The organism is Fructilactobacillus ixorae, assembly GCF_024029915.1.
Taxonomy (GTDB): Bacteria; Bacillota; Bacilli; order Lactobacillales; family Lactobacillaceae; genus Fructilactobacillus; species Fructilactobacillus ixorae.
In genome coordinates, this window is the sequence record NZ_CP097478.1 from 413,653 (window position 1) to 439,120 (window position 25,468).

The 25,468-nt window shown below is 48.6% G+C and carries 24 protein-coding genes; 21 read left to right on the forward strand and 3 right to left on the reverse strand.

Features of this window, described 5'->3' with window-relative positions:
- The first annotated feature begins 7 nt into the window (after positions 1-7).
- The 3 genes from pta to M8332_RS02000 are packed head-to-tail and all read left to right on the forward strand — an operon-like array spanning position 8 to position 1,828.
- On the forward strand, positions 8-982 hold the full coding sequence (pta, locus tag M8332_RS01990; protein ID WP_252780512.1) for a phosphate acetyltransferase: 975 nt from the start codon (positions 8-10) through the stop codon (positions 980-982).
- Positions 983-996: 14 nt separating this feature from the next.
- The gene (gene tsaE, locus M8332_RS01995) at positions 997-1,473 is read left to right on the forward strand and encodes a tRNA (adenosine(37)-N6)-threonylcarbamoyltransferase complex ATPase subunit type 1 TsaE (protein ID WP_252780513.1); all 477 of its coding nucleotides are present in this window, start codon (positions 997-999) and stop codon (positions 1,471-1,473) included.
- Complete coding sequence (locus tag M8332_RS02000; RefSeq protein ID WP_252780514.1) at positions 1,466-1,828, forward strand: GNAT family N-acetyltransferase; 363 nt, start codon at positions 1,466-1,468, stop codon at positions 1,826-1,828. The genes tsaE and M8332_RS02000 overlap by 8 nt, the downstream gene beginning before the upstream one ends.
- On the opposite strand, the gene M8332_RS02005 is transcribed toward M8332_RS02000, so the two are convergent.
- Positions 1,825-2,358: a 3'-5' exonuclease gene (locus M8332_RS02005; protein WP_252780515.1), complete on the reverse strand. Its 534-nt coding sequence runs from the start codon at positions 2,356-2,358 to the stop codon at positions 1,825-1,827. The genes M8332_RS02000 and M8332_RS02005 overlap by 4 nt on opposite strands.
- 122 nt (positions 2,359-2,480) lie before the next feature.
- Here M8332_RS02005 and murB point away from each other — a divergent pair, with 122 nt between their 5' ends.
- On the forward strand, positions 2,481-3,377 hold the full coding sequence (gene murB, locus M8332_RS02010; protein ID WP_252780516.1) for a UDP-N-acetylmuramate dehydrogenase: 897 nt from the start codon (positions 2,481-2,483) through the stop codon (positions 3,375-3,377).
- A gap of 47 nt (positions 3,378-3,424) precedes the next feature.
- Here murB and M8332_RS02015 read toward each other — a convergent pair whose 3' ends face one another.
- Positions 3,425-4,072, reverse strand: coding sequence for a DUF1361 domain-containing protein (locus M8332_RS02015; RefSeq protein ID WP_252780517.1), 648 nt, complete (start codon positions 4,070-4,072; stop codon positions 3,425-3,427).
- A 150-nt stretch (positions 4,073-4,222) separates the two neighbouring features.
- Between M8332_RS02015 and cdaA the strand changes: the two genes are divergently transcribed.
- The 12 genes from cdaA (at position 4,223) to M8332_RS02070 (ending at position 17,430) form a co-directional block, all read left to right on the forward strand.
- Positions 4,223-5,062, forward strand: coding sequence for a diadenylate cyclase CdaA (cdaA, locus tag M8332_RS02020; protein ID WP_289847027.1), 840 nt, complete (start codon positions 4,223-4,225; stop codon positions 5,060-5,062).
- Entirely contained in the window at positions 5,062-5,787 is a 726-nt protein-coding gene (locus M8332_RS02025) for a CdaR family protein (protein ID WP_252780518.1), read from the forward strand. Before cdaA ends, M8332_RS02025 begins: the two co-directional genes overlap by 1 nt.
- A 14-nt stretch (positions 5,788-5,801) precedes the next feature.
- Positions 5,802-7,151, forward strand: a complete 1,350-nt coding sequence (glmM, locus tag M8332_RS02030; RefSeq protein ID WP_252780519.1) for a phosphoglucosamine mutase — start codon at positions 5,802-5,804, stop codon at positions 7,149-7,151.
- A gap of 161 nt (positions 7,152-7,312) precedes the next feature.
- The gene (gene glmS / locus M8332_RS02035; protein WP_252780520.1) at positions 7,313-9,127 is read left to right on the forward strand and encodes a glutamine--fructose-6-phosphate transaminase (isomerizing); all 1,815 of its coding nucleotides are present in this window, start codon (positions 7,313-7,315) and stop codon (positions 9,125-9,127) included.
- 67 nt (positions 9,128-9,194) lie between these two features.
- Positions 9,195-9,329 (forward strand): hypothetical protein, encoded by a 135-nt coding sequence (locus tag M8332_RS07190; RefSeq protein WP_274706353.1) that lies wholly within the window; start codon positions 9,195-9,197, stop codon positions 9,327-9,329.
- Positions 9,330-9,344: 15 nt separating this feature from the next.
- The gene (locus M8332_RS02040) at positions 9,345-9,659 is read left to right on the forward strand and encodes a hypothetical protein (protein ID WP_252780521.1); all 315 of its coding nucleotides are present in this window, start codon (positions 9,345-9,347) and stop codon (positions 9,657-9,659) included.
- A gap of 71 nt (positions 9,660-9,730) precedes the next feature.
- On the forward strand, positions 9,731-10,780 hold the full coding sequence (locus tag M8332_RS02045; RefSeq protein WP_252780522.1) for a lactonase family protein: 1,050 nt from the start codon (positions 9,731-9,733) through the stop codon (positions 10,778-10,780).
- A gap of 328 nt (positions 10,781-11,108) precedes the next feature.
- On the forward strand, positions 11,109-12,500 hold the full coding sequence (asnS, locus tag M8332_RS02050) for an asparagine--tRNA ligase (RefSeq protein ID WP_252780781.1): 1,392 nt from the start codon (positions 11,109-11,111) through the stop codon (positions 12,498-12,500).
- A 108-nt stretch (positions 12,501-12,608) separates the two neighbouring features.
- A complete protein-coding gene (locus M8332_RS02055) occupies positions 12,609-13,997 on the forward strand; it encodes an MFS transporter (RefSeq protein ID WP_252780782.1) in 1,389 nt (462 codons plus the stop codon).
- 81 nt (positions 13,998-14,078) lie between these two features.
- Positions 14,079-14,735, forward strand: coding sequence for a class A sortase (locus M8332_RS02060; RefSeq protein ID WP_252780524.1), 657 nt, complete (start codon positions 14,079-14,081; stop codon positions 14,733-14,735).
- Positions 14,736-14,820: 85 nt separating this feature from the next.
- Positions 14,821-15,921 carry a M24 family metallopeptidase gene (locus M8332_RS02065; RefSeq protein WP_252780525.1) on the forward strand — a complete coding sequence of 367 codons (1,101 nt, stop codon included), beginning with the start codon at positions 14,821-14,823 and terminating at the stop codon, positions 15,919-15,921.
- 156 nt (positions 15,922-16,077) lie between these two features.
- Positions 16,078-17,430: an FAD-dependent oxidoreductase gene (locus tag M8332_RS02070; protein WP_252780527.1), complete on the forward strand. Its 1,353-nt coding sequence runs from the start codon at positions 16,078-16,080 to the stop codon at positions 17,428-17,430.
- Positions 17,431-17,615: 185 nt separating this feature from the next.
- Here the strand turns inward: M8332_RS02070 and M8332_RS02075 are convergent, their stop codons facing one another.
- Positions 17,616-17,792, reverse strand: a complete 177-nt coding sequence (locus tag M8332_RS02075) for a hypothetical protein (RefSeq protein WP_252780528.1) — start codon at positions 17,790-17,792, stop codon at positions 17,616-17,618.
- A gap of 75 nt (positions 17,793-17,867) precedes the next feature.
- On the opposite strand from M8332_RS02075, the gene secA2 reads away from it, so the two are divergent.
- From secA2 to M8332_RS02100, 5 genes are read left to right on the forward strand one after another with little or no spacing between them, the layout of a single operon-like run.
- Positions 17,868-20,222, forward strand: a complete 2,355-nt coding sequence (gene secA2, locus M8332_RS02080; protein ID WP_252780530.1) for an accessory Sec system translocase SecA2 — start codon at positions 17,868-17,870, stop codon at positions 20,220-20,222.
- A gap of 23 nt (positions 20,223-20,245) precedes the next feature.
- A complete protein-coding gene (locus M8332_RS02085; protein WP_252780531.1) occupies positions 20,246-21,487 on the forward strand; it encodes a hypothetical protein in 1,242 nt (413 codons plus the stop codon).
- 12 nt (positions 21,488-21,499) lie between these two features.
- Complete coding sequence (gene asp1 / locus M8332_RS02090) at positions 21,500-23,101, forward strand: accessory Sec system protein Asp1 (protein WP_252780532.1); 1,602 nt, start codon at positions 21,500-21,502, stop codon at positions 23,099-23,101.
- The gene (gene asp2, locus M8332_RS02095) at positions 23,088-24,701 is read left to right on the forward strand and encodes an accessory Sec system protein Asp2 (protein WP_252780533.1); all 1,614 of its coding nucleotides are present in this window, start codon (positions 23,088-23,090) and stop codon (positions 24,699-24,701) included. Before asp1 ends, asp2 begins: the two co-directional genes overlap by 14 nt.
- 1 nt (position 24,702) lies before the next feature.
- Complete coding sequence (locus tag M8332_RS02100; RefSeq protein WP_252780534.1) at positions 24,703-25,464, forward strand: accessory Sec system protein Asp3; 762 nt, start codon at positions 24,703-24,705, stop codon at positions 25,462-25,464.
- Positions 25,465-25,468 lie beyond the last annotated feature (4 nt).

Here is a 25,468-nt window from a genome sequence, read left to right on the forward strand (position 1 = left end):
GGTAACCATGGATTTATTTGAAAGTTTAAAGACAAAGGTTAAAGGTCAAGACATCCACCTTGTTTTTCCCGAGGGAAATGACGAACGGATTATCCTGGCAGCCCATCAATTACTAAAGGATGAGGTTGCTAAACCCATCTTGTTGGGGCAAGAAGCTGAAATCGCGCAGACGGCCCAAAAGGTCAATGCGAAGCTCGATGGCATCAAAATTTTGGACTACCAAAACATTGATAGTGACCAAACCGAAGCAATGGTGCAAGCCATTGTGGACCGGCGCGGTGGGAAAACTTCCGCAATGGAAGCATTAGAATGGCTCAAGGATCCTAACTACTTTGGGACGACCATGGTCTACATGGGGCAAGCTGATGGGATGGTTTCTGGAGCAATTCATCCAACGGGGGACACGATTCGGCCGGCCTTACAAATTATTAAAACAAAACCAGACGTTAATTTAATTAGTAGTTCTTTCATTATGCAAAAACACGATGCCCGGTTTATCTTTGCCGATTGTGCGATTAACATCGAGCCAACGGCCGAACAACTTGCCGAAATCGCAACCGAAAGTGCGAAAACAGCTAATTTGTTTGATATCGACCCACGGGTTGCCATGCTGAGCTTCTCCACTAAGGGCTCGGCCAAGGGTGATGCGGTAGCAAAGGTTCAGCAAGCCACTGAATTAGCTCACCAACAAGCTCCGGAATTACCGTTAGATGGGGAATTACAGTTTGATGCGGCCTTAGTTCCAGCGGTTGCAAAAGCAAAGGCACCGGCTTCTGAGGTTGCTGGCTCTGCGACGGTCTTTGTCTTCCCTGATTTACAATCTGGAAACATTGGCTACAAGATTGCCCAACGCCTAGGGGACTTTGAAGCCATTGGACCAATCCTACAGGGATTGAACAAACCGGTTTCAGACCTCTCGCGGGGTTGCAGCGCCACTGATGTATATAAAGTGGCGCTAATCACTGCGACACAGGCGTTATAGAGTAGGCGGGCGGAATGGCAAAAGCAATTGAAGTTACATCCGCAGCGCAAACCGAACAGCTGGGGGCCCGGCTCGCTCCGCACCTGCAAGCTGGGGATGTATTACTACTTGATGGCGATCTTGGGGCGGGGAAAACCACCTTTACCAAGGGAATTGCCCGGGGTCTCGGGATTCGGCAAACCGTAAAAAGTCCGAGCTTTCCGATTATTCGGGAGTACCAGTCCGGACGCCTGCCACTTTATCACATGGACGTGTACCGGCTTGAAACCGGGGGTGCTGCTGATTTAGGGCTCGACGAGTACTTTGCGGGTCCAGGGGTCAGCGTTGTCGAATGGTCTCAGTTTGCGGCTGCTGAATTACCCGCGGACTACCTCCGGATTCAGTTTCAGCGCCATGATGATGTTGGACCAGACGACCGAACGGTGACCTTCATCCCCCAGGGAGATCGCTTTACCACGGGCTTATCCGGTTGGGAGTTAACCCATGACTGAAGCTTTCGAGGTTCGGTTACGGGCAGCAGTCGCTACTGATGCTGCTGCGTTGTTGCAGTTGGGAGCGCAGTTGCAGACCGAGTCAGCGTTTGTGGTGATTGACGCGCATAACCACCCGCCCACGGTGGCGGAGGAAGCTGAGGCGATTACCCAACTCAACAGTTCGGGTACCAACCTAATCGTCGTGGCGACGGTTGCAGAGCAGCTCGTGGGGCTTGTGACGATTACTGAAACCGATCCAAAGCGGGGTGAACTCGGGATCGTGGTCTTGTCCGCATATCAAGGCCTCGGGTTAGGGACCGCCTTACTGGACGTGGCGGTGGAGTGGTCGTTTTTTTGTTGCATGCTTAATTAAACGTTGGTGATGAAGGGTTGTAGCGCTGAACTGCCAAACTGGCGTGCCTCCGTCAGAAGGATTTGGGCGCAGGCTTGGCTATCCGCTAGGGCGTTGTGATGGTGCTGTAAGTCAATTCCGAGTTGTTCACTAACGGTATTAAGTTTGTGGTTTGGAAACTCCGGGTAGAACTGACGGGAAGTTTTAACGGTATCTAAAGTCTGGTAGTGTGGCACGGGCAGTTCATAGCGTTCGATGCTCTTTTTTAACACGCTATTGTCAAAGCGATTATTATGGGCGATCACGAGCCGGTGGGGCCGGAAAAAGGGTTTGATGATTTCCCACACCTCAGGAAAGGTGGGCGCCTGTGCAACATCGCGCTGATGAATTCCGTGCACCTGTACGTTACGCCAGTGAAAGCTTGTTTCTGGATTAATGAGGGAGTAAAATTCGTCCACAACTTGATCATTACGCACCACCGTCAGGGCCACTGAACAGGCACTGGCCCGTTTACTGGTGGCGGTTTCAAAATCAATGGCAACAAAGTTCATGAGTGGGCCTCCTTCAATGGCTACAGGCGTAAGCAGTAATGGTATTAGTATATCATTTTTGGATAGTTTTAACCGCAAGGGCGTGGTAAAATGAAGGCAGACGACTGAAAGGAAAACGCGTAATGACAGTTGATTTAACCACTAAATTTACAGCTTTTAAAATTTTGAAAAATGAACCCCTTGCCCACTATTCGTGGACGAAAACGGGCGGCCCGGCTGATTTTTTGGCTTTTCCAGAAACGAATGCCCAAGTGGAGGCCCTAGTACAGGTTGCCCAGGAGCAAGCTGTACCCGTGACGGTGCTCGGAAATGCCAGTAATCTGATTGTCAGAGACGGCGGAATTCGGGGGTTGACCATTATTTTGACGGCCATGAACCAGATTACGCTCGATGGCACGCAAGTCAACGCCCAGGCCGGGGCAGCCTACATCGCCACCACGCAGGTCGCCCAACAAGCGGGACTCACCGGCTTGGAGTTTGCCGCTGGGATTCCCGGTAGCATTGGGGGCGGTGTGTTTATGAACGCCGGCGCGTATGGTGGTGAGACCGCCTCCGTGTTAGCCACTGCCACCGTTTTAACTCAGGCCGGGACGATTGAAGTGTGGTCCCACGACCAGTTGGACTTTGGCTACCGGCACAGCGCGATTCAAGACCAGCACGCGATTGTCCTCGCAGCGACCTTTCAACTCCGGCCCGGGGTCAAAGCGTTGATTCAACAGGAAATGGATCATTTAAACTACCTGCGTAAATCCAAACAACCATTGGAATATCCATCGTGCGGGAGCGTCTTTAAACGGCCCCGCGGGCATTTCGCCGGGAAATTGATCCACGAAGCGGGACTCCAAGGTTACCGCGCGGGGGGCGCTGAAGTCTCGAAGAAACACGCCGGCTTTATTGTCAACGTCGACCACGCAACGGCCACTGATTACTTAAACGTCATTCATCACGTTCAGGCCACTGTCGATGCTCAAACCGGAATTAAATTAGAACCAGAGGTCCGAATTATCGGGGCTCAATAAAAAAGTCCGCCGGTGCAAATTGTTGCACCCGCGGACTTTTCGTTTGGTTAAGCTTGCGGATCCTGGATGATGGTGTAGATCCAGTAAATGACGAGTTGAATGATTGTCATGAGAACGACAAAGATAATCATTTCGTGATTCCACATATTGGCAAACATGTGAAGGTAAAACTTTGGTTTGGTAATCAAATACACGGTGTGAACCCGCAAAAAGCGGCCAATGTAGAGCCCGATTGAACTTAAACAGATCAATCCGGTGGTTACTAGGAAGTTGGTGAAGGCCATTTGGACGTGAATTTTAGCCGTGATGGCCTTGGCAACGTGGATGAGTCCCCAAAACCCAAGAAACGCGCAGGTAAGGGCACTAATTAACAGACAGGTGTAAAGAAACCAGATGTGACCATCGAGTTTCAACATGCCGTTGATATCATTCGGATGGAGCCATGACAAATGCAACAAGTCTGTTAAAATGTAAGGGGCATTTGGATAAAACAGTAACCATAGTAACGTGAGCCCCCAGAAAATGAGGACGTTTTGGTGGGTTTTGCCAATGTGAAAGCTAATTTCAATTGGCAGGTACCCTAAGAACGTGTTTAACAATAGAAAACCAAAGAGGGAGTCTTTGATGAAGAGTTTGATAAAGACCAGCCACACGATGAAAAACAAGCGAACCTGCCATTTTTTACTATTTGTCATATAAAATCACCTCAAGTTAGTCTCCTTTCATTAAACCGCAATTTACAAAAAAAACCTAACAAAATGTTTAAGCTTCCGGACGTCCCCCTATTAAAGGACGATCGCGGAGTGCTATAATTGTTACAAAGACGCAGGAAGGAACGCGAACGAATGGGAATTAATTGGAGTAATCTACTCACGTTACACAATTTGAGTAACGTCCTAGATATTTTAGTGGTGTGGATTTTAATTTACGAACTGTTTATGCTGTTAAAGGGGACCCGGTCGATTCAATTACTGCGTGGAATTGTGATTCTTGTGATTGCTAAGGTCTTGAGTTGGTACCTCGGTTTGACGATGACCTCGTGGATTTTGGATCAAATCATTAACTGGGGAGTCATTGGTTGTATCGTGATTTTTCAACCAGAGATTCGCCGGGGCTTAGAAAAGCTGGGGCAGCGATCGGTGTTTAAACAGTCACAACAGGCAAACGCTCGGACGGAAAAGTTGATCCACTCCTTAGATGGAGCGATTCAATACCTCTCAAAGCGACGGATTGGGGCCTTGATTGCGCTCCAAATGAAAACCGGTTTGGAAGAGTGGATCGAAAAGGGGATTCAACTGGATGCCGATGTATCCAGTGAACTATTGATTAACATCTTCATTCCCAACACACCACTCCACGATGGGGCGGTGATCATTAAGGATGACCGCATTGCGGCGGCCAATGCCTACCTCCCTCCTTCTGATAGTAACTTGATTCCGCGGGAACTGGGGACCAGACACCGGGCGGCCGTGGGGTTGTCGGAAGTTACCGATGCCATTACGATTGTGGTATCAGAAGAAACTGGGGAGGTTTCGCTGACCCAAAACAACGAATTACTCCGTGGGATGAGTCAAGAAGACTATTTGAAGTACCTACGCAGTCAGCTATTAACGCCCAACACGAAGAAAACGTGGCACGGCGAAGTACATGATTTCTTCAGTAAGGTCATGGGGGGTGGCAAGTAATGCACCGGTTTTTTGATAGCAAGGCGTTTGCACTGCTAATTTCCTTTGTAATTGCCGTGGGCTTGTTCTTCGTGGTTAACCAAGCGAAACTGGGGAACCCCAACGCCCGGGATAATCAAGCCAACCAGCAGCTCACCTCCACGACGACGAAGCAGATTGAAGTCCCGTTGCAGTTGAACGTTAATTCCAGCAAGTATTTTGTGGTTGGCTATCCGGCGAAGGTTAAAGTGCAGTTGAAAGGTCCGGCCGCGTTAGTTACAACGACGGCTAACACCCGTAATTTTAAGGTTATGGCGGATTTAAGCGAGTTAGGTCCCGGTAAGCACCAGGTTCGCCTGCAACAAACCGGATTGAACTCGGATTTGAGGGCGACCATTCAACCCGCTAAAATTAACGTGAACATCCAAAAACGGGAAACCAAGGTGATTCCGGTGGAAGTCGAGTACGATAAAAATCAAATTGCCACGGGCTACAAGGTGGCTCGGGTCGATCAAGACCTGCAAAAGGTAAGTGTCACCGGTCCCGCTGATGAGATGCAGCGAATTGATCAAGTCCTCGCGAAGGTCAACCTGACAAAGGAACTGCGAAAATCCACCAAGCAGACGACCGTGATTGATGCGGTGGACGCGCAGGGGAAAACTGTGAATGTGATCATCTCACCATCGACCACTGAGGTGAAGTTAGTGGTCGAAAAAACCAATGAACTAGCGAATAAAACTGAATAACTAAAGGAGAAACGATGAAGTATTTTGGAACGGATGGAATTAGAGGAATTGCCAACCAGGAGTTAACCCCCGAGTTAGCCTTTCGCGCCGGTCGCGCGGGAGGGTACGCCCTCACCAAACGCAGTGGGGAACAGCACCAACCGCGGGTCTTAGTCTCAAGGGATACCCGGATTTCCGGGCAAATGTTGGAATCGGCGTTGGTCGCCGGTTTATTGTCAGTTGGAATTGAAGTTTTACGGCTGGGAGTAGTAACTACACCGGGAGTGGCCTACTTAGTGCGGGACCAGGGAGCCGACGCTGGAGTTATGATTACGGCTTCCCACAACCCAGCTGAATATAACGGAATCAAATTCTTCGGGGGTGACGGCTACAAGCTTTCGGATGAGATCGAAGCAGACATTGAAGCCATGCTAGAAAATCCGGTTGATGACCTTCCCCGGCCAGCAGCGGCGGGGTTAGGAACCGCCGATAACTATACGGAGGCTGGGCAAAAATACCTCCACTTTTTGGCCCAAACGATTCCAGAAAACCTAACGGGAATGAAGGTAGTGGTGGATGCTGCTAACGGAGCCACTAGTTCCTTAGTGCCCCGGCTGTATGCGGACCTGGGGTTAGATTTTACTACGATGGCTACTACGCCAAACGGGATTAACATTAATGATCAGGTGGGCTCGACCCATCCAGAACAACTGCAACGGTTAGTGGTTGACGAGGGGGCTCAACTGGGAATTGCCTTTGATGGGGACGGAGACCGGTGTATTGCGGTCGACGAACAGGGAAACCTCGTGGACGGTGATCAAATCATGTACATTTGTGGTAAGTACATGGACGACCACGGCCGGTTGAAGCAGGATACGATTGTGACGACCGTAATGAGTAACCTGGGGATGTACAAGGCCATGGAAGCACACGGATTGCATAGCGTTAAGACCCAGGTCGGGGATCGGTACGTCGTTGAAGAGATGAATCGCAACGGCTATAACCTCGGTGGGGAACAGTCCGGACATATCGTCTTTTTAGATTTTAATACGACGGGAGACGGAATGTTAACCAGCTTGCAGTTGATGGCTATCATGCAAGCCACCCAAAAACCGCTTTCCGAGTTAGCAGCGGAGGTGCAAAAATACCCCCAAAGCCTCGTGAATGTCCACGTTGCTGATAAGAAGCATGCCATGGAGGCCCCCGCTGTTCAAGCCGAGATTGATAAGGTTGAAGCAGAAATGAACGGTAATGGTCGGATTTTGGTTCGCCCCAGTGGGACGGAACCATTGCTTCGGGTCATGGTGGAAGCGCCGACCGAAGCAGAAAGTCAGGCCTACGCAGAACGGATTGCGCAGGTCGTTGGACAAGTTAATCAAGCCTAAAACAAGAGTGGTCCAGACGGGCCACTCTTGTTTTAGATTCGGACATAGACCAATTTCGGTTATTAATTGACAATGCTTAATTAAAACACTACAATGAAAGATGTGACTTAAATTAAACTAACAATGAAACATCTATACCAATTTGAAATGAGGAAATGATTATGTGTGGAGTGGTTGGAGTAACCGGGAATCCAAATGCAACCGAAATCTTAGTAAGTGGACTGGAAAAATTACAGTACCGGGGCTATGATTCGGCTGGAATTTTTGTGGATCAACCGGATGGAACGAACTACCTAGTGAAAACGACCGGGAGCATTGCTGATTTACGTAAAAAAATTAGTCCTGAGGTTCAGGGAACGGCCGGCATCGGTCATACCCGCTGGGCAACGCACGGGGGCGTGACGATTGAAAATGCGCACCCGCAGTTTTCAAGTGACGAACGCTTTTACCTGGTTCACAATGGGGTGATTGAAAACTTTCAGGAATTGAAGGATGAATACCTGCAAGGAGCTCACTTCAACAGCCAAACTGATACCGAAGTGGTGGTCCAGTTAATTGATAAGTTTGTCAAAGATGGGATGAGTACTAAAGACGCCTTCAATCAAACGTTGGGACTGTTAGAAAACTCATCGTACGCGTTCATGTTAATGGATCGAAACGACCCCGAAACGATTTACGTTGCTAAAAACAAGAGTCCGATGTTGATTGGACTCGGTGATGGCTGCAACGTCGTGTGCTCCGACTCGATTGCCATGCTGAACGTTACGCACACGTTCTTGGAAATTCAAGACGGGGATGTTTGTGTGGTTCGACCGAACGAGGTTATCGTTAATGACCCAACAGGGGCAGAAGTAGACCGGGAAACCTTTGAAGTAAGCGTTGATCCCACCGCTTCTGACAAGGGAACGTACCCATACTACATGCTAAAAGAAATTGATGAACAACCAAACGTAATGCGGAAGTTGTCAGCGAAGTACCTTGATCAAGTTGGGCAACCCGTAATTACGCCAGCACTTGTGGAAAAATTACGGGATTCCGATCGGATTTACATCGTGGGGGCCGGAACGAGTTATCACGCTGGCTTAGTTGGCAAAGCGCAGTTAGAAAAACTGACGGGCATTCCAACGGAAGTGCACGTGGCATCCGAATTTGCCTACGAAACCCCATTGTTATCGGAAAAGCCCTTCTTCATTTTCTTATCGCAAAGTGGGGAAACGGCTGACAGTCGCCAGGTTCTTGTGAATGTGAACCAAAAACACCTACCGAGTTTGACGATTACTAACGTGGCTAATTCGACCCTGTCCCGGGAATCCGACTTTACCCTGTTGTTAGAGGCGGGTCCAGAAATCTCGGTGGCTTCCACTAAGGCCTACACTGCCCAAATTGCCCTAGAAGCCATTTTGGCTAAGGCAGTTGGGGAAGCCAAAGGGGTTGCGGCCGCGCAGACCTTTGATCTTAAGGGACAACTTGCCGTAGTGGCTCAGGGAATGCAAAGTATCGTGGACGAAAAGAACGAAATTGATCAAATTGCTCAGGATTACTTTGTTCAAGCGAACCAAGCGTTTTACATTGGTCGTGGGATTGACTACACGGTCTCACTAGAAGCCGCCTTGAAGTTGAAAGAAATTTCGTACGTGCACGCCGAAGGTTTCGCGTCAGGGGAACTGAAGCACGGGACGATTGCCTTGATTGAACCGGGAACCCCTGTGATTGGGATCATTACCCAAGCCGGGACGGCCGGGTTGACCCGGAGTAACCTCGAGGAAACGGCAGCACGGGGAGCGCAGACCCTCTCAATTGTGCGTCAGGGTCTTGCTCGTCCGGATGACACGTTCGTTATTCCGGACGTAGATGAACTGTTGACGCCGTTATTGAGTGTTATTCCAGCCCAGCTCTTGGCTTACTACACGAGTTTGAATAAGGGCTTAAACGTTGATTTACCCAGAAACCTTGCTAAGAGTGTTACAGTAGAATAACAAGTGAGATGATTAAAAAGAATTGTTTAGACAATTCTTTTTTTCTCGGGTTAAAGAAGGTGAAACCATGAAGTATACGAAACGAACGAAACAAACGAAACACGATCGGAAGGAAACGACGTGGCAAAAGTTTAAGGAGCAACAAAATAAGTTGAGTGCGGATCGGCGCGGTGTCCGAACGGTCCACAAACGCCATTGGTAACCAGAGGAGTAAACGATGACACAAACAAGTCATGAAACGTTAGATTTAATTGAAGAGATTACCCGGCTTGACGGCAGTAAGTATCTAGAGATTAGTAACATGGTGCAAAATGGTCGTGCGGAACTAGCGGTTGAACGCCACCTGTTGCAACGGGTTCGTATCCTCCAACTCAACATTCCCCACTCCGTGCACGTCATTAACTATGAAAATTACATTAACCAGCACTTTACGATGCCCGCCGAGGATTTTCAGGAATTTGTGGAATGGCATCGTACTCCCGAAATGGAGCGGGAAGTGGAGTTGATCTTAAAGGAAAATCACATTGGGTAGATTGTCATTGCTACCTTTACCACCATTTTAGATTGTGCGATAATAAACGAAAAGTAAATGGAGGCAGGGACATGATTGAAAAATTTCTGATTGGAACGTATACCAAGAATCAAAGTCAGGGAATTTATCAACTTGAATTGGATACGGAAAAACCAGCATTACAAAACTTACAGTTGGTTGCCAAAGCCGGTTCGCCGACCTATTTGGCTGAATCCAACGCCCACCGGATTTATGCGGTGGAACGGGTCATGGAAGATGATGAACTTCACGGTGGCGTCCTTGATTTAGACGGGACGACTTTACCGGCCAAGGAAATTGAAAAGATTGTGGAAGCGGGGAGTAGTCCCGCCTACATCACGGTTGATGAAAAACGGCAAAATGTTTACACCGCTAATTACCACACCGGGGACGTAACAATTTTCACCATTACTCCCCAAGGCTTACTGTCCGCTACGGATCGGGTCCATGACCACGGTCAAGTTGGACCAAAACCCGAACAAGCCGACGGGGCTCATCCCCACTACGTGGACATCTCGTTTGATGGGCGGCTAGTGGTCTGTGATTTGGGGCTGGACCAAATCTTCTTGTATGATTTAACGCCAGCAGGCAAACTGCAACTCGTTAGTGGCTTAACTTTAGCCCCTGGCTTTGGTCCCCGCCACATCACTTACATTGAAGAGATGGGGAAGGCCTATCTTGTCGGAGAATTAAGTAGTGAAGTGGCCGTTTTGAATTACAACGAAGAAACGGCTCAGTTTGAAATTGAACAAATTGTGTCAACGATTCCCGCCGATTGGACCGCCCACAACGGAGCCGCTGCCATTCACCTGTCTAGCGACCACCGGTTTGTGTACGTTTCCAACCGGGGAAATGACAGCATTGTCGTCTTTGCGGTGCAGCCAGATGGGAAGTTACAACCAGTCCAACGGGTTTCCACCGAAGGAGAATTCCCACGCGACTTCAACTTTAACCAAACCGAAGCGTTCTTGATTGTGGCTAACCAAAACAGTGACAATGCGACCTTGTTCCAGCGGGATGCAGAGACTGGAAAGTTAACCTTAGTACAAAAGGACTTTACGGTTCCAGAAGGAACTTGTGTGGCACTTCGAAAACCGCAATAAACCACAATTGCACTCATCGGGTGCTTAATGTATATTAAAAGCAACAAGTGTCTGGGGTAGACCAACTGCAAAGGATGTTACCCAGCGAATCGAGGATGGTGGAAGCTCGATGGAACTCCTTGTGGGGAACACCTACTGGCGGGAACAAGTACTCAAGTTTAAAACGCACCAGACCCGGTCTTCGCCCGTTATTGCGAAGTGAGTTGGTTTTTTCACGAAATTGAAAAAACAATTTGGGTGGTACCGCGAAGACCTCGTCCCTAGTGATGAGGTCTTTTTGTTTGGAATTAGAATGGCGTACCAGACGCCTAGTAACGGAGGAATTACGATGGATGTTTTAGTTAAAGACTTATATGCTAGCCCTAGTGAACACACCGACCAGTCAGTAACCATTTCCGGCTGGATTCGGACGATTCGGGATTCAAAAAAGATTGCGTTTATTGAGGTAAACGATGGTTCGTACATTAAGAACCTGCAGGTAATTGCCAAGCGAGATCGGTTAGCAAACTTTGAAGACGTGGTAAAGTTACCAATTAGTTCCACGGTGAAAGTTACCGGGAAACTAGTCGAAACGCCAGAGGCCCAGCAACCGTTTGAACTCCACGCCGATAGTGTTGATATCGAAGGCGTGGCGGCACCCGATTATCCGCTGCAAAAGAAGAAACACTCACTCGAGTACTTGCGGACGATTGCGCACTTACGCCCCCGTACTAACACCTTTTACGCGGTGTTTCAGATTCGGTCGTTAGCCGCCTTTGCCATTCATGAATACCTGCAACATCACGACTTTGTGTACGTGAACACGCCGATCATTACAAGTAGTGATACTGAAGGAGCAGGGGAGATGTTTCGGGTGACAACGCTTGATCCCGACCACCCGGCAAAGACTGAAGCCGGGCACACGGACTTTAGCCAGGATTTCTTTGGTCAGGAAACCAACTTGACGGTTAGTGGTCAACTTCAAGTGGAACCCTTTGCCCTGGCCTTTCGGAACGTTTATACGTTTGGCCCGACCTTCCGGGCGGAAGATTCCCACACCAAGCGGCACGCGGCGGAATTTTGGATGATTGAACCCGAAATGGCCTTTGCGGGTCTCCCGGAAACGGTTACGGAAATCGAAGGGTTACTCCAGTTTGTCGTGCAGTACCTGTTAGACCATGCGCACGCCGACTTACAGTTTTTAAACGACCACGTTGATGACCAGCTGTTGGCGCGCCTGCACCAGACGGTTTCTGAACCGTTTGCCCGGATTACCTATTCCAAGGCAATTGAACTGCTACAGGAGGCAGACGTTGCCTTTCAATACCCAGTGGAATGGGGCGTTGATTTAAAGGCTGAACACGAACAGTACCTGGCCGAACAAGTCTTTCACCGACCGGTATTTGTAACCGATTATCCCCGTGCCATCAAAGCCTTTTACATGCGCGATAACCCGGATGAAAAGACGGTGGCCGCCGTTGATTTACTGGTACCCCGGATTGGTGAACTAGTTGGTGGTAGTCAGCGAGAAGAACGCGAAGCCGTTTTAAGAGCTAAAATGCAGGAATTTAAGTTACCGGAAGCAGAATATGATTGGTATTTGGAACTTCGTAAGTATGGTGGAACCAAGCATTCTGGGTTTGGAATTGGCTTTGAACGCCTGTTAATGTACGTTACGGGGATGGATAACATCCGCGACGTGATCCCTTATCCACGGGTGCAAGGAAGCATTAACTTTTAAATTAAAGAACGTCAATGCGTTCTTTTTTTATGCCACGCGGTGGTTTATAATCATTATTAGCAAACCATTAATTTTGAAAGGGTGTTCCAAGTGAAAGCAGCAACTCCAATGAAACCACTAACGCGCTGGCTCTTTATTGCCACGATGTTAGTTGGAACCTTCACCATGTCGATTAGTCAATCCTCGTTGTCAACGGCCTATCCGACCCTGATGAAGTATTTCCTGATCTCAGCCGATACGGTCCAGTGGCTCACCACGGGCTTTATGATTGTAATGTGCATTACCATGCCGATTAGCCCATGGTTGTTAAACAACATTAGTTTCAAGCAACTGTTTATGGGAGCCCTACTCCTGTTTGATTTAGGAACCCTCATTATTTTCTGGGGGCCGAACTTTTACATGGTAATGCTCGGCCGGATTATGGAAGCTGCTGCCGTAGGGGTGCTGTTTCCTTCGTATCAGACCGTGTTACTGGAGATTACTCCGGAACAAAAGCGGGGAACCATCATGGGGGTGGCCGGACTGGTAATGGGTTCGGCGTTAGCGTGTGGTCCGATTATCTCCGGGATTGTGCTCCGTTACACGAGCTGGCGGGGCTTATTCATCTTTTTCATGGTCGTGATTACGCTCGTCCTGCTTCTCTCGTTGTTTGTCATGCGGGACGTGATGCCCCGAGTTCCCTCGAAACTGGATTGGGTTTCCGTATTCTACTCCCTTGGGTTAGTTGGGCTCTTGTACGTGATTACCAAAGTTGGACAACCCGGGGCAGACTGGCCAGTTTTATTAGTAATTCTGGCGCTTTCGGTCTTACTGTTAGCTGGCTTTGTCCGGCGGCAGTTAACCGTTTCCAATCCGATGTTAGATTTATGGGTGATGAAGAGTTTTAACTACGATTTAGCTGTGCTTTTGACCGGCTTTTCGTACATTTCGTTGATCGTTGTCACCATCATTTTTCCACTGTACTACCAACAGGTCTTAGGGGCGAGTCCCTTTGTTTCAGGGATAGCCTTGGTGCCCGGGGCCGCCTTGTTAAGTTTACTGAATCCCTTGACGGGAACCTTAGCAGATAAGATTGGCTTTAAGCCAACGATGTTGGTCGGAATGACCATGATCGTTGTGGGTTGGGGAATCCTTGCGGTGGTTCCAATCTTTAACATCTGGGGAATGATTGGCCTTGCCATGTTAATCGAAGGTGGGAATGCCTTTGTAATGATGCCAGCCGTTACCCTGGGGGCAAACTCGTTGCCGAATCAGTTAGTGTCACACGGGACGGCTGTTATCACGACGGTGCGCCAGGTGCTTGGTTCAACCGGAGTGGCGGTAGCCACGTTGATCTTGGTAAACCTTACGGGTCGAGCCGTTCAACATGGGGCGGGCTGGCACGTTGCTAATCAACTGGGCTTCCACGCCGTTTACTGGACTTTCTTCGGGGTGGCTATCGTGGGGTTCGTGATTGCGACCCTGATTCGGTCCACCCAACCAAACGATGCTAACTAATCAAGCAGATGTGCTAAAATTAACTTAATTAAGTTACAGTCATTGGTAACAATGACTGTTTTTGTATGAAAGGACGAACAAATGGCACAACCAATGCGGTCCCGTCGCTGGGTCAAATGGGCGGAACGAATTTTAATTGTTTTATTACTGTTAGTGGGCCTCGCCTTGATTTTTAACTCCCAACTGGAAAGTTATTGGATTCGGTGGCAAAGCCAGCAAAAGGTGACGAAGATTTCTCCCCAAGAAGTGCGCAAGGGCGAGCAACAGAAGGGAAACTACGACTATAAAAACGTGCAGGCGGTCTCTGAAAATGCCATTTTGGAGAGTGAGAAAGCCCGCAAAACCAATGCGATTGGGTCGATTCAAATTCCAGCCGTCAAGATCAATCTGCCGATTTTTAAGGGGTTGAATTCTGAGAACCTTACGATTGGGGCGGGAACGATGAAACCACACCAAAAACTGGGAACGGGGAATTATGCCCTTGCTGGTCACCACATGCAGGATCCTAACGTGCTCTTTTCGCCGTTAGCAAAGGCCAAACGGGGACAGGTGGTTAAAATTACGGACGGAAAGCACACGTATCGGTATCGGATTATTAACACAAAGATCGTTCCAGAAACGGACGTTGCGGTGCTAAACGACGTTCCCAACCAGAAGTTATTGACCTTGGTGACCTGTGCCTCCGGGAACCCTGGTGAAACGGACCGCTTGATTGTTACCGGTCGTCTAATTGAATAAGTACGACACCATCTTGGACCTCGCAATCCGAGATGGTTTTTTAGATTAGATGTGGTAAGATACGAGCAAATAGGAGGGATTTAGCATGAAAAAATTAGCGCAGTTACAAGCCCAGTTGCAACAACAAAACGTGGAGGTGGCCTATCTCAGTGACCCCGAAACGATTCAATACCTCACCGGTTTTGGCAGTGATCCGGTTGAACGGGTGCTGGCCCTCGTGGTCTTTCCCGATCAGGAGCCGTTTTTATTTGCTCCGGCGCTCGAAGTCGAAGACATTCAAACGTCTGGCTGGCAATTCCCCGTTTACGGGTATCTGGACCATGAAGCTCCGTTTGAGTTGCTGGCTGGCCACGTCCGGGATCGAATCGCGAATCCCATGCGGTTTGGCATTCAGCAACAACAGCTGACGGTTGCGCGGCTCCGGGCCTTACAGTTCCAGTTTCCACAGGCCGAATTTAGTTTCGATCTAACGCCCACCATCGAACGGATGCGGTTAATTAAGACGCCGGCCGAAATTGACCAATTAGAAGCCGCCGGGCGCGAAGCCGACTTTGCGTTTGAAGTGGCCTTTAAGACGATTACGCCCGGAAAAACGGAAGCTGCTGTTGCCGCGGAAATTGAGTACCAGTTAAAGCAACGGGGCGTGATGGAAATGAGCTTTGCCACGCTAGTTCAAGCCGGGAAACATGCTTCCCAACCCCACGGGGATACCGGTTTGACTAAGATTCAGGAACATGAGCTAGTGCTGTTAGACCTTGGAACGGTGCACAACGGCTACATTAGTGACGCTAGTCGAACGGTGGCCGTTGGTTCCCTAGATGACCAACTGCGCACGATTTACCAGGTGTGTCTAGACGCTCAACTAGCAGCGCAGGCGGCGGTGCGACCTGGGATTACGGCAGCTGAACTTGACCAAGTAGCGCGGGATGTGATTGACCAAGCCGGGTACGGTGAGTACTTTATTCACCGCTTAGGACATGGGATTGGGATGAGTGAACACGAATTTCCGTCCATCATGGCTGGGAATGATTTGCAACTGGCTGAAAACATGTGTTTTTCTTTGGAGCCAGGCATTTATCTTCCGGGGGTCGCTGGCGTTCGGATTGAAGACTGTGTGCGGGTAACGGCCACTGGTTGTGAACCATTTACACATACTACTAAAACCCTTCAAGATGTGTTGCGGTAGGTGAAAACGCCTTTAGTGCCCGATTGAGGTAGCTAATTTACTTAAATTAATTAAGTTTTCCCAAAAAGTAAAACGTTTTCATTGTACCTTTTTTCACAACATGGTATATTGGTAGCTAAATAATGTTAAAAAATTAAGTTGAAAGAGGGATTATCCATGAAAGTAGTTGTAGTTGGTTGTACCCACGCAGGAACATTTGCCATTAAACAAACGTTAGCAACCCATCCCAACGCCGAAGTAACGGTCTTTGAAAAGAACGATAACATTTCGTTCCTTTCGTGTGGGATCGCGTTATATCTTGGAAAAGAAATCAAGAATAACGATCCACAGGGACTCTTTTACTCTAGTCCAGAAGAATTAGAAAACCTCGGGGCTGACGTCCAAATGCAGCATGAGGTCACAGAAATTGACCCGGACCAAAAAGTGGTCACGGTCAAGGATCTCGTAACGGGTGAAGTCAGTGAAACTGCTTATGACAAACTAATTATGACCACGGGATCCCTGCCAGTGGTCCCACCGATTGATGGGATTCAAAGCGATAAGGTTTACTTATGTAAGAACTGGAACGACGCGAAGAAGCTCTTTGATGAAGCACCGAAAGCTAAATCCATTACCATCATTGGTTCTGGTTACATTGGGGCTGAACTCGCCGAAGCTTATTCTAAACAAGGTTACCAGGTTAACCTGATTGACGGGTCCACCCGGGTGCTTTACAAGTATTTTGACGCTAAGTTTACTGACATCTTGGCTGCCGATTACGAAAAACACGGGGTGAACCTCGTGCTTGGTTCGAAGGTGACCTCGTTTGTTGAAGAACAAGCCGGGATTACGGTTACCACGGCGAAGGGTGCTCGGGTTCATTCTGACATTGCCATCCTCTGCATTGGGTTCCGGCCGAACACGGGGCTCTTAAAGGGTAAAGTTGAAATGATGGACAACGGAGCGATTATCACGGATGAATACATGCATGCCTCGAACCGTGACATCTTGGCTGCTGGGGACAGTGCCGCGGTGCACTACAATCCAACCGGCCAAAATGCCTACATTCCGTTAGCGACGAATGCAGTTCGACAGGGACTCCTCGTTGGGGAAAACCTCACGGAAGACAAGGTTAAGTACATGGGGACACAGTCGTCTTCCGGCTTGATGCTCTATGATCGGACCTACGTTTCCACGGGGCTAACCATGGCTGCGGCCCAAGCCCAGGGCATTAACGCACGCCAAGTTTTGGTCGAAGATAACTACCGGCCTGAATTTATGTTAACCACGGAATCAGTTTTAATGTCGTTAGTATACGACCCAGATTCCCGGCGGATTCTTGGGGGTTCGTTAACGAGTATGTACGATGTGTCGCAGTCCGCGAACGTACTATCCGTTGCGATTCAAAACCGGAACACAATCGATGATTTAGCAATGGTTGATATGTTGTTCCAGCCGCAGTTTGACCGGCCGTTTAACTACTTGAACATTTTAGGGCAAGCAGCGCAAGCTCAAGCAGATGACGAATAAGTGTAAATTAACTAAAAAGTCAGCACCAGGAATTTTCCTGGTGCTGACTTTTACTATGGGAGCCCGTAACATTAGTTAGAATGACATCCAATTGTGTCTAATTTACAAAAGTGCTAAAATAACAACCAACTAACAAGTGTAAAATTTCCTAATTAAAGGATTCTGAAGCCGACCTAATCAACCGATTAAAAGTTTAACATCGAGCCGACAATTAGGGCAACAAAGCAGAGGGCAAACGCCCCAATTAGAACCTTAAGCAGCATTTTTTTCACACTGGGTTTTTGTGGGGCCGGCTGATTTTCCTCGAGGTGCTTAAATCTTTTTTTTAAAGCTTGGTTAAGTAACTTTTCCTTATTCTTCATAGTAACTAAATTATATAATTATTAAAAAAGATTCGCAATTAATTTAAACGAATTCATGAAAGAGGCTCGGGCACAATGGCAGGATTGCAAAAACGGCATTATCAAAAAACGGTGCGGCAGGTTCTCACACTGGCGGAGTCCTATCAGCAAATGGCAGATGAAGAGTTGCAGCAGCAAACCCAAATTTTGAAGGAACAGGTTAACGGGGACCGGAACCGGTTAAAGGCCGTGTTACCGGCTGCGTATGCCGTTGTTTGTGAAGCGGCGGAGCGGGTGCTTAACTTGCATCCCTATCCGGTTCAAATTTTAGGTGCCGTTGCCATGGAAGATGGTAACATTGCCGAAATGAAAACGGGGGAAGGAAAGACGCTCACGGCCACGATGCCCATGTACCTCCATGGGCTAATGGGAAGTGGGAACTTTTTAATTACGGCCAATGAATATCTTGCTGCCCGGGATGCGCATGACATGGGTAAGCTTTACCGGTGGCTTGGGTTAACGGTGGCAAGTGCCGTTCCCAAACTGGGTCAGAAGCCCGAGGATCGGGACCTTGACGCCACTTACCAAGCAGACATTGTGTATACCACGAATAGTACCCTTGGCTTTGACTATTTGTTTGATAATCTCGCCAAATCACCGCAAGAGCAACATTTGCGTTCCCTAAACTTTGCCTTGATTGATGAAGCGGATGCCGTTTTATTGGATACGGCGCAAACACCGTTGGTGATCTCTGGAATTCCTCGGGTGCAGTCGAATTACTATCAAAGTGCGAACCAGGTCGTTCAGTTATTACAGGAACACGACGACTATGAAATTAGTGATGACCTGAAAAACGCGTGGTTTACCCCCCAGGGAATCGTTAAAATGGAGCAGTATCTGGACGTCGATAATCTCCTAACGCAGGAGTGGACGGATTTATACCGGCACCTAGTGTTAGCGTTACGGGCTAACTCTATTCAAAAACGGGACCGGAATTACGTAGTCAAAGACAACGAAGTGGTATTAATTGATGCTGAAAACGGGCGAGAACTCCCCGGCATGAAGATGCAGGCTGGGATGCACCAAGCGTTAGAAGCTAAGGAACAGGTGGAAATCACGCCCGAACAACGGACGATGGCCACCATTACCTATCAAGATCTCTTTCGGATGTTTAAGCAACTAGCGGGAATGACGGGAACCGCGGCGACCGATAAAAAGGAATTTTTAGAGGTGTATAACCTATCCGTTTTCAAAGTCCCCACGAACCGCCCGAACATTCGCAAGGACTTTCCCGATCACTTGTTTATCAGTAACCGGGCGAAGTTGTTAGCGACGGTTGACGTGGTGAAAGCGGCCTATCAAAAGGGGCAACCGGTGCTAGTTGAAACTGGTTCCTTAGAACTCTCCGAACTGTATTCGAACTTACTGCTAAAGGAACGGATTCCCCATAGTTTGTTAAACGCACGCAGTGAAGTGAAGGAAGCCGAAATTATTCGCCATGCTGGCGAAAAGGGCGCCATTACCGTTGCTACTTCCATGGCCGGCCGGGGAACGGACATTAACATTAGTAAGGAAGTTGAGGAGTTAGGTGGGCTCTTGGTACTGGGAACCGAACGGATGCAAAACCGGCGAATTGATAACCAACTCCAGGGGCGTGCTGGACGGCAAGGAGCTCCGGGAGAGAGCGTCTTCTACGTTTCCCTTGAGGATAAGGTCGTAACGGAAAACGCCCCGAAGTCAATTCGGCGCTTTGCCCACCGCCATGCGCATGATCAGCAACAAACGCTGAGCAACCATGGCCGGTTTCGAAATGCCGTTAACCGGTCACAACAGATTTTGACTAATCAGGAACGCAACGCGCGCTTTGAAACCCTCCAGTATGGGGAAGTGTCCCGGATTCAACGGGAAAGCATTTACCAGACCCGGAACTGGATTATGCAGGCGACCCAGCTAGATTCCGTGGTGAACATGTGCTTTGCAGCCGTGGCGCAGGGCTTTGTCAGCAAACGAGCTGATTGGGTTGATGAGTCCCAAACGTTACTCGATTTTATCTATCAAAATGTCGATCCGGATTATCAACCGTCCCATGACCTAGTGGACCTGTCAAAGGCCGACCAGGTTAAATTGTTACTGCAGGTGATGCAGGACCGGCTGCAGGTGATGCACCAACAGTTACCGCATCAAGATCAATGGATTTATTTTGAACGGCTCGCCGTTTTACGGGCCGTTGATCAGGGCTGGGTCGAACAAGTTGACCAGTTGGATATGTTAATGCAGGTTACCAAAAGTCGGTCCATCGCGCAGGTCAACCCGATTTTTGAATATCAAAAAGAGGCCCAAAAAGCGTACCAAACGATGCGCGAGCACATTAAATTGCAAGTTGTCAGGAATTTAACTAATTCAGATGTGATTCCCCAGCCAGACGGAACCGTGGACGTTGAATTTCCTTAACCCACAGAAAGCGATTATTACCAATGAAATTTTTACGTAACCATCTTTTGACCAGCCGAATCTGCTGGACCCTCTTGATCTTAGTTATTTCCATCTTAGGGCAAGACATTATCATTCCCGGAATTGATCCAGCGGTAGCGGATGCGGCCCTCTCCAAACAAACCTTCTTACAGATGTTGGGAGTAACCGTTGGGGGAGAACTGAAGATTCCAACGCTCCTCTCCTTGGGATTAGGACCCTACATGATCGGCCTAATCATCTGGCAGGCGGTGTCTGCACTCGACTTTGACTGGGTGAACCGACTCACGGTGAACCAAACCGGCTACATTCAAAAAACGATCACGTTAATTTTGGCGATTTTGCAAGCGACCCAACTGATGCTGTATTTAAAGCCTGCATTAGTGCCCCTGGTGTTGTTCAATCAGCAACTCCCGTTGAGTGTTTCGCAAATGGGAGTTGTGATCATCCTAGTTGCCGGAGCCATGTTCACGGTTTTTCTCGGGAATGAAAATACGGAAAAGGGGCTTGGCGGGATTTCCGTGTTAATCCTCCCTGGGGTTTTAATTGGCCTTCCGCGGGCCTTACAGTTTGGGTGGGAAGATTCAAACTATTCGTTGACGCTGCCACACCTGTTGGTTGCAGGGGTGGTAACTGTCATTGTAATTATCATCCTTGTAATGCTGTTACAAATTGAACTTCGGATCCCTTTACAACGGCCGCTCATTGAAGGAACGGGAAGTAAATCGTACTTACCCTTTAAACTCTTAGTGGCTGGGGCGATGCCCTTTATGTTCTCCTCAACGTTGTTTTTGATCCCCAACGAGTTAATCGAAGCCAACAGCAGGTTACACTCAAGTGGTTTTTCGAACTTTGTCCACACGATTACTGACCAACAAACGGGGTGGGGAATCATAAACTACGGGGTTATTATCATGCTATTAACGTATCTCTTTGGCTTCATTACGGTCCAGCCCTTGCGACTTTCAAAGCAGATGAAGGAAAACGGTGAATACATTTTAAACGTCTTTCCCGGGACGGCCACTACGGAGTACCTCGTTAAGTGGTTTTTAATCATGGCAACGTTTGGGGGACTGTGTTTGGTTGTGATCGCAGTCATTCCGCTGATTATCGGGCTCAAATGGCACGGAATCGCTAATTATACGGTCTACATTGGGAGCGTTGCAATTTTAGTTACCATCGTTCAAGGAATGTGGGAACAAATTAACGCCCTATACAGTAAATACAGCTATCGAGTCTTTAACTAAGGGGGGGCGCTCATGACATTAATTATTCCGAACTTTCAGGATGCCCACGGGCGGCCGCTCGCCGATTTACCGGAAGTGGGACTGGCCAAGTTGTTACAGCAGGCTGAAGAACCAGTGGAACTGGCCTTTGTGCAATCATCGCTTACGCTAAAACGGGAGCTCCAACAACTCGGGTTGCAAGACATCCCGTACTGGGACGTATTTGCTGACTTACAGCACGTGGAGTCGATTGAAGGCTTGCCGTTAAACGTGTTCGACTTTCCGACTCCAGCTGGCTATGAACCTTTCTTTAACCCTAGTAACAATCAAGTTTGTTTGTATAAGGACAACACACTGGCGGTGGAAATTACCGTCCATAATCAGTTGGAAGTGGAGCGAGTTGTCTACTTTGAACCAGATGGTGTTCGGCGGATTAATTACTATTCGGATGCCGGTTTTTTGAGTACAACCGTATGGCTGAATACGACCAACCAGATTATCCGCCAGGAATGGTATACGCCGTTGCAGCAGGTGGTTTTTTGGCGGGACGAAGCGCAGCAATTTCAGATTGATCCGGCCTTTCAAAGCGAGTTTTCGCTGTCGACCTATCCGAGCCTGCAAAGCATCATTAAAGAACGCTACGAACGACATTTTCACACTCCAGAGCATGTGGTGGCGGCCTACCGTTCGGGGGTGATGATGGAAGACCAGTTTCATTTATCGTTACCGGCCCAGCACATGGTTGCGCTCCTTGAACCGGAAGTTAATTTGGACAAGGTGGCGCAACTCAAACGTCAGTTTCCAGCAACGCAGTGGGTGTTTCCGAGTCAGAAGCTCGCCCAGCGCTTTCAGACTGAGTATGATGACGATTCAGAACAAGTGGTGGCGATTGAGCCCTACCCCACGAGCTTTAACCCCGGGCTAAGTAACGAGTTTGAAGCTCAGTTTGTCTATCTCCAGTTACGCAACCAGACCGAAGCCCAGATTGCCCAACTGGTTGAGGGGGTCTTACCTGAATTGCAACAGGATGAGAACATGGTGCTGTTGGTGGCGGGAGATGACGCTTCCAGGCAGTTGATGCAATTGTACCAACGCCGCTGGATTTGGCAACATCTAGGGGTAGATGTAAATGGTGATGAATTCACTACGTATACAGAGGCGGCGCAGCCCCGGAACTTTCAAACCGAGTCCGAGTGGTTGGATTACATTGATAACGAGGTAATCCGCGATGACGTGGAGCTCACAGAAGCAGACCTGCACCGCTTTTATCGGGCTAGTTTATTTCAATCCCAAATTCAATTGATTAAAGAGCAGGACCAGAGCAGTGCGGAACTATTTCAAAAGGTCCGTCTGTTTGTATACATGGGGATGCATGCCGATTTGAAGAAACAAATTCAGGCTATTTCGGCGGGAGTTCCGATTATCAGTACGACTCCAACGGACCTCGTCCGGACCGGGGAAAATGGTTTTTATAATCAAGACCTCGCAACCCTGCCCGACCAACTTAACTACTTCTTACAGGACCTGCACCATTGGAATCAAGCCGTGGTGGCGAGTGTGGACTTAATGGAAGAATACGAACAAGACCAGCTTTTAGAGCGCTGGAAGGGAGTTTTAAAGCATGGCAAAGCCTAAGTTTGTGACCGCGGTCATTCACATTGGGAATGACGATTATACGGCAGCAGCTCGATATTTAACCGCTGACTACCATTATTACCATAGTGATAGTGCTGGTTTGGACCAAACCCCATTTCCTAATCAGCCGTTGTTGAAAGCGAACGGGAAGTTAAATTCGAAGTATCGGAATGCCGTGTTTATTTTGGACGCCGGGTTTCCCTGGTTAGATGATTTAGCCGTTTTAAGTCAGCTCCCCGCTAACCAAATTTTACTAACTGAGCAACTTGAGCTCAGTCCAGCCGCCAGTTCGATTTTAGAGTTAAAGGGTGCGTTTGTGACTGAGCGACAGACCCCAGAGGAGCTCATGAAGGAGATTCAACACTTCTTTTACTTTGATCCGGATGGGTATCGATTTGATCCGCGGGCCTGGCACTTTAATTGGGAAGTCATTAATTCAATTCAACTGCGGGGCAATGTGTATCATGATTTAGAGTTAAACCCAACGGACACGTGGCAATTAATCACTGCGCCTCAAGATTCCTTTTTTTTGCCAGCTAAAATGGCCGATAAGGTGTCTTTAGATTATCAGTTAGAGGATGGCGTTGAACTAGGACTAAAACTGACGCAAACGAATGCACAAACCAAGCAGGTCATCAAAACAACCTTTCTGACTGGCGATCAATTAGAACACAGTCTGGACGTGATTGGAAATGAAGTTCCTTCGTTTTTTCAGGTTCTGCTGTACGGTAGGGGCCAGGGCCACGTTCAAGTCGGTAATTTACACGTCCGGCGGTCGCGTGGTCCCTATGGAGAAATGATGCCAAACGATGTGGTGTTGCAAGATCAAGCCTTACATGGTAATGTCGGCATTTATTTTGATGCTGGGGACTTAAAACCACCCTTGAACGTCTACTTTGCCGGTTATCGGACTAAGGAAGGTTACGAAGGGCGCCGGATGATGGAAAACTTTGGGGCCCCCTTCTTGTTAATTTCGGATTGGCGCCTGGAAGGCGGGGCGTTCTACCTTGGCGATGAGGAGTTTGAAGCCCAAATTGTCTCCATCATCCAGGCAAAACTGCAGGCGCTTGACTTTAAACCGTCCGACTTGATCCTAGCTGGAATGTCGATGGGAACGTTTGGAGCGCTCTACTACGGGGCTCGTTTAAATCCAGCCGGGATTGTGCTCGGGAAACCCCTTGCTGAACTAGGGACGATTGCGCAGAACGGCCGGGTGAAACGACCGAACGACTTTCGCACGAGTGAAGACATGCAACTGTACTTTGAACCAGATTTGTCGGACGCCTCCAGTCATGACCTAGACCAACGCTTTTGGAAAAACTTGGAAAATGGTCACTTGCAAAACACTACGTTGGCGATTGCTTACATGTTTCAGGATGACTATAATCGTGATGCCTATCAGGGGATTCGCCGGCGTTTTGTGCAACTAAATCCGACCGGGAAATTACTGGCGAAAGGCTTTGAAGGCCGCCATAATGACCAGACGCTCCCGATTGTGACGTGGTTTCAACGGCAGTACTGGTACTTGTTGTCCCAGTTTGGGCGCAAGCAGTCTCCAAAAGTGAAGCAGGCAAGTGTGAAGCAGAAAAAGGGTGCATAATATGGAAACCATCTACGGGTTAACCTGGGATTCGTCTGATCCAAATACCGATACATATGGGTCTCAAATTGCTTATAAGCGGACCGGTTTGGTTCTGTACCAAAATGAATTGCAACCGGCAGGCAAGAAAATTCACTGGTGGGAAACCCAAATTCCAGCTGGCGACGCCCAAGGACCACATTATGGGAGTAAGGTGTTACCCCAATTACCCCGTCAGGAAAAGTTTCATCTCGTTTTAGACGGAGTGGTTACGCCAGAAGAATCGGTGGGGCTGATGTTGTTGACGTATGACCAGCACCACCAACTGGTGAATGAGACGATGTCCTTATCGAAGCAGCTAACCTTTGAGTTGACGGATGAAGAAGTTGATTATGAGATTTCACTGGTAAAGTTTAACAACGAGCAACTGGAGTTTCGGGCCGTGTTCATTATTCCGGAGCGAGTTTGGAGGACCTTTACCGTCCAACCGCGGTTCGACATGGCAGCGATTGACCTCGTTCCCAAGCGAACGGATGCGGTGGCTACGACGGGTACGGTGATTGTGCGGAGTTTTAATCGCGTTGTCGATGCGACCCCGCTATCCGAACACTGGACGGTTGAACCGCATCGCATTGTCTGGGTAACAGCCGATTGGAGTGCCACTGATTTAGCACAGAAGTTAACGGCCTTTAAAACTGAGTTTCATTTACGTTCAGTTCAGCTCGTCGGTGGGGACCTTATTTCACAGAAACTGTTAGTGGATGTGGAACGGTCCGATAATTAAAAGA

Bases quoted from the DNA above. Each gene is read 5' to 3' on its own strand.
- M8332_RS02075 (WP_252780528.1), bottom strand. From the start codon at position 17,792: ATGAAGAATAAGGAAAAGTTACTTAACCAAGCTTTAAAAAAAAGATTT.
- cdaA (WP_289847027.1), top strand. From the start codon at position 4,223: ATGGGAATTAATTGGAGTAATCTACTCACGTTACACAATTTGAGTAAC.
- M8332_RS07190 (WP_274706353.1), top strand. From the start codon at position 9,195: ATGAAGTATACGAAACGAACGAAACAAACGAAACACGATCGGAAGGAA.
- glmS (WP_252780520.1), top strand. From the start codon at position 7,313: ATGTGTGGAGTGGTTGGAGTAACCGGGAATCCAAATGCAACCGAAATC.
- M8332_RS02055 (WP_252780782.1), top strand. From the start codon at position 12,609: ATGAAACCACTAACGCGCTGGCTCTTTATTGCCACGATGTTAGTTGGA.
- glmM (WP_252780519.1), top strand. From the start codon at position 5,802: ATGAAGTATTTTGGAACGGATGGAATTAGAGGAATTGCCAACCAGGAG.
- tsaE (WP_252780513.1), top strand. From the start codon at position 997: ATGGCAAAAGCAATTGAAGTTACATCCGCAGCGCAAACCGAACAGCTG.
- M8332_RS02040 (WP_252780521.1), top strand. From the start codon at position 9,345: ATGACACAAACAAGTCATGAAACGTTAGATTTAATTGAAGAGATTACC.
- M8332_RS02045 (WP_252780522.1), top strand. From the start codon at position 9,731: ATGATTGAAAAATTTCTGATTGGAACGTATACCAAGAATCAAAGTCAG.
- pta (WP_252780512.1), top strand. From the start codon at position 8: ATGGATTTATTTGAAAGTTTAAAGACAAAGGTTAAAGGTCAAGACATC.
- M8332_RS02100 (WP_252780534.1), top strand. From the start codon at position 24,703: ATGGAAACCATCTACGGGTTAACCTGGGATTCGTCTGATCCAAATACC.
- M8332_RS02060 (WP_252780524.1), top strand. From the start codon at position 14,079: ATGGCACAACCAATGCGGTCCCGTCGCTGGGTCAAATGGGCGGAACGA.
- M8332_RS02025 (WP_252780518.1), top strand. From the start codon at position 5,062: ATGCACCGGTTTTTTGATAGCAAGGCGTTTGCACTGCTAATTTCCTTT.
- M8332_RS02085 (WP_252780531.1), top strand. From the start codon at position 20,246: ATGAAATTTTTACGTAACCATCTTTTGACCAGCCGAATCTGCTGGACC.
- murB (WP_252780516.1), top strand. From the start codon at position 2,481: ATGACAGTTGATTTAACCACTAAATTTACAGCTTTTAAAATTTTGAAA.
- M8332_RS02000 (WP_252780514.1), top strand. From the start codon at position 1,466: ATGACTGAAGCTTTCGAGGTTCGGTTACGGGCAGCAGTCGCTACTGAT.
- asp2 (WP_252780533.1), top strand. From the start codon at position 23,088: ATGGCAAAGCCTAAGTTTGTGACCGCGGTCATTCACATTGGGAATGAC.
- asp1 (WP_252780532.1), top strand. From the start codon at position 21,500: ATGACATTAATTATTCCGAACTTTCAGGATGCCCACGGGCGGCCGCTC.
- asnS (WP_252780781.1), top strand. From the start codon at position 11,109: ATGGATGTTTTAGTTAAAGACTTATATGCTAGCCCTAGTGAACACACC.
- M8332_RS02070 (WP_252780527.1), top strand. From the start codon at position 16,078: ATGAAAGTAGTTGTAGTTGGTTGTACCCACGCAGGAACATTTGCCATT.
- M8332_RS02065 (WP_252780525.1), top strand. From the start codon at position 14,821: ATGAAAAAATTAGCGCAGTTACAAGCCCAGTTGCAACAACAAAACGTG.
- M8332_RS02015 (WP_252780517.1), bottom strand. From the start codon at position 4,072: ATGACAAATAGTAAAAAATGGCAGGTTCGCTTGTTTTTCATCGTGTGG.
- secA2 (WP_252780530.1), top strand. From the start codon at position 17,868: ATGGCAGGATTGCAAAAACGGCATTATCAAAAAACGGTGCGGCAGGTT.
- M8332_RS02005 (WP_252780515.1), bottom strand. From the start codon at position 2,358: ATGAACTTTGTTGCCATTGATTTTGAAACCGCCACCAGTAAACGGGCC.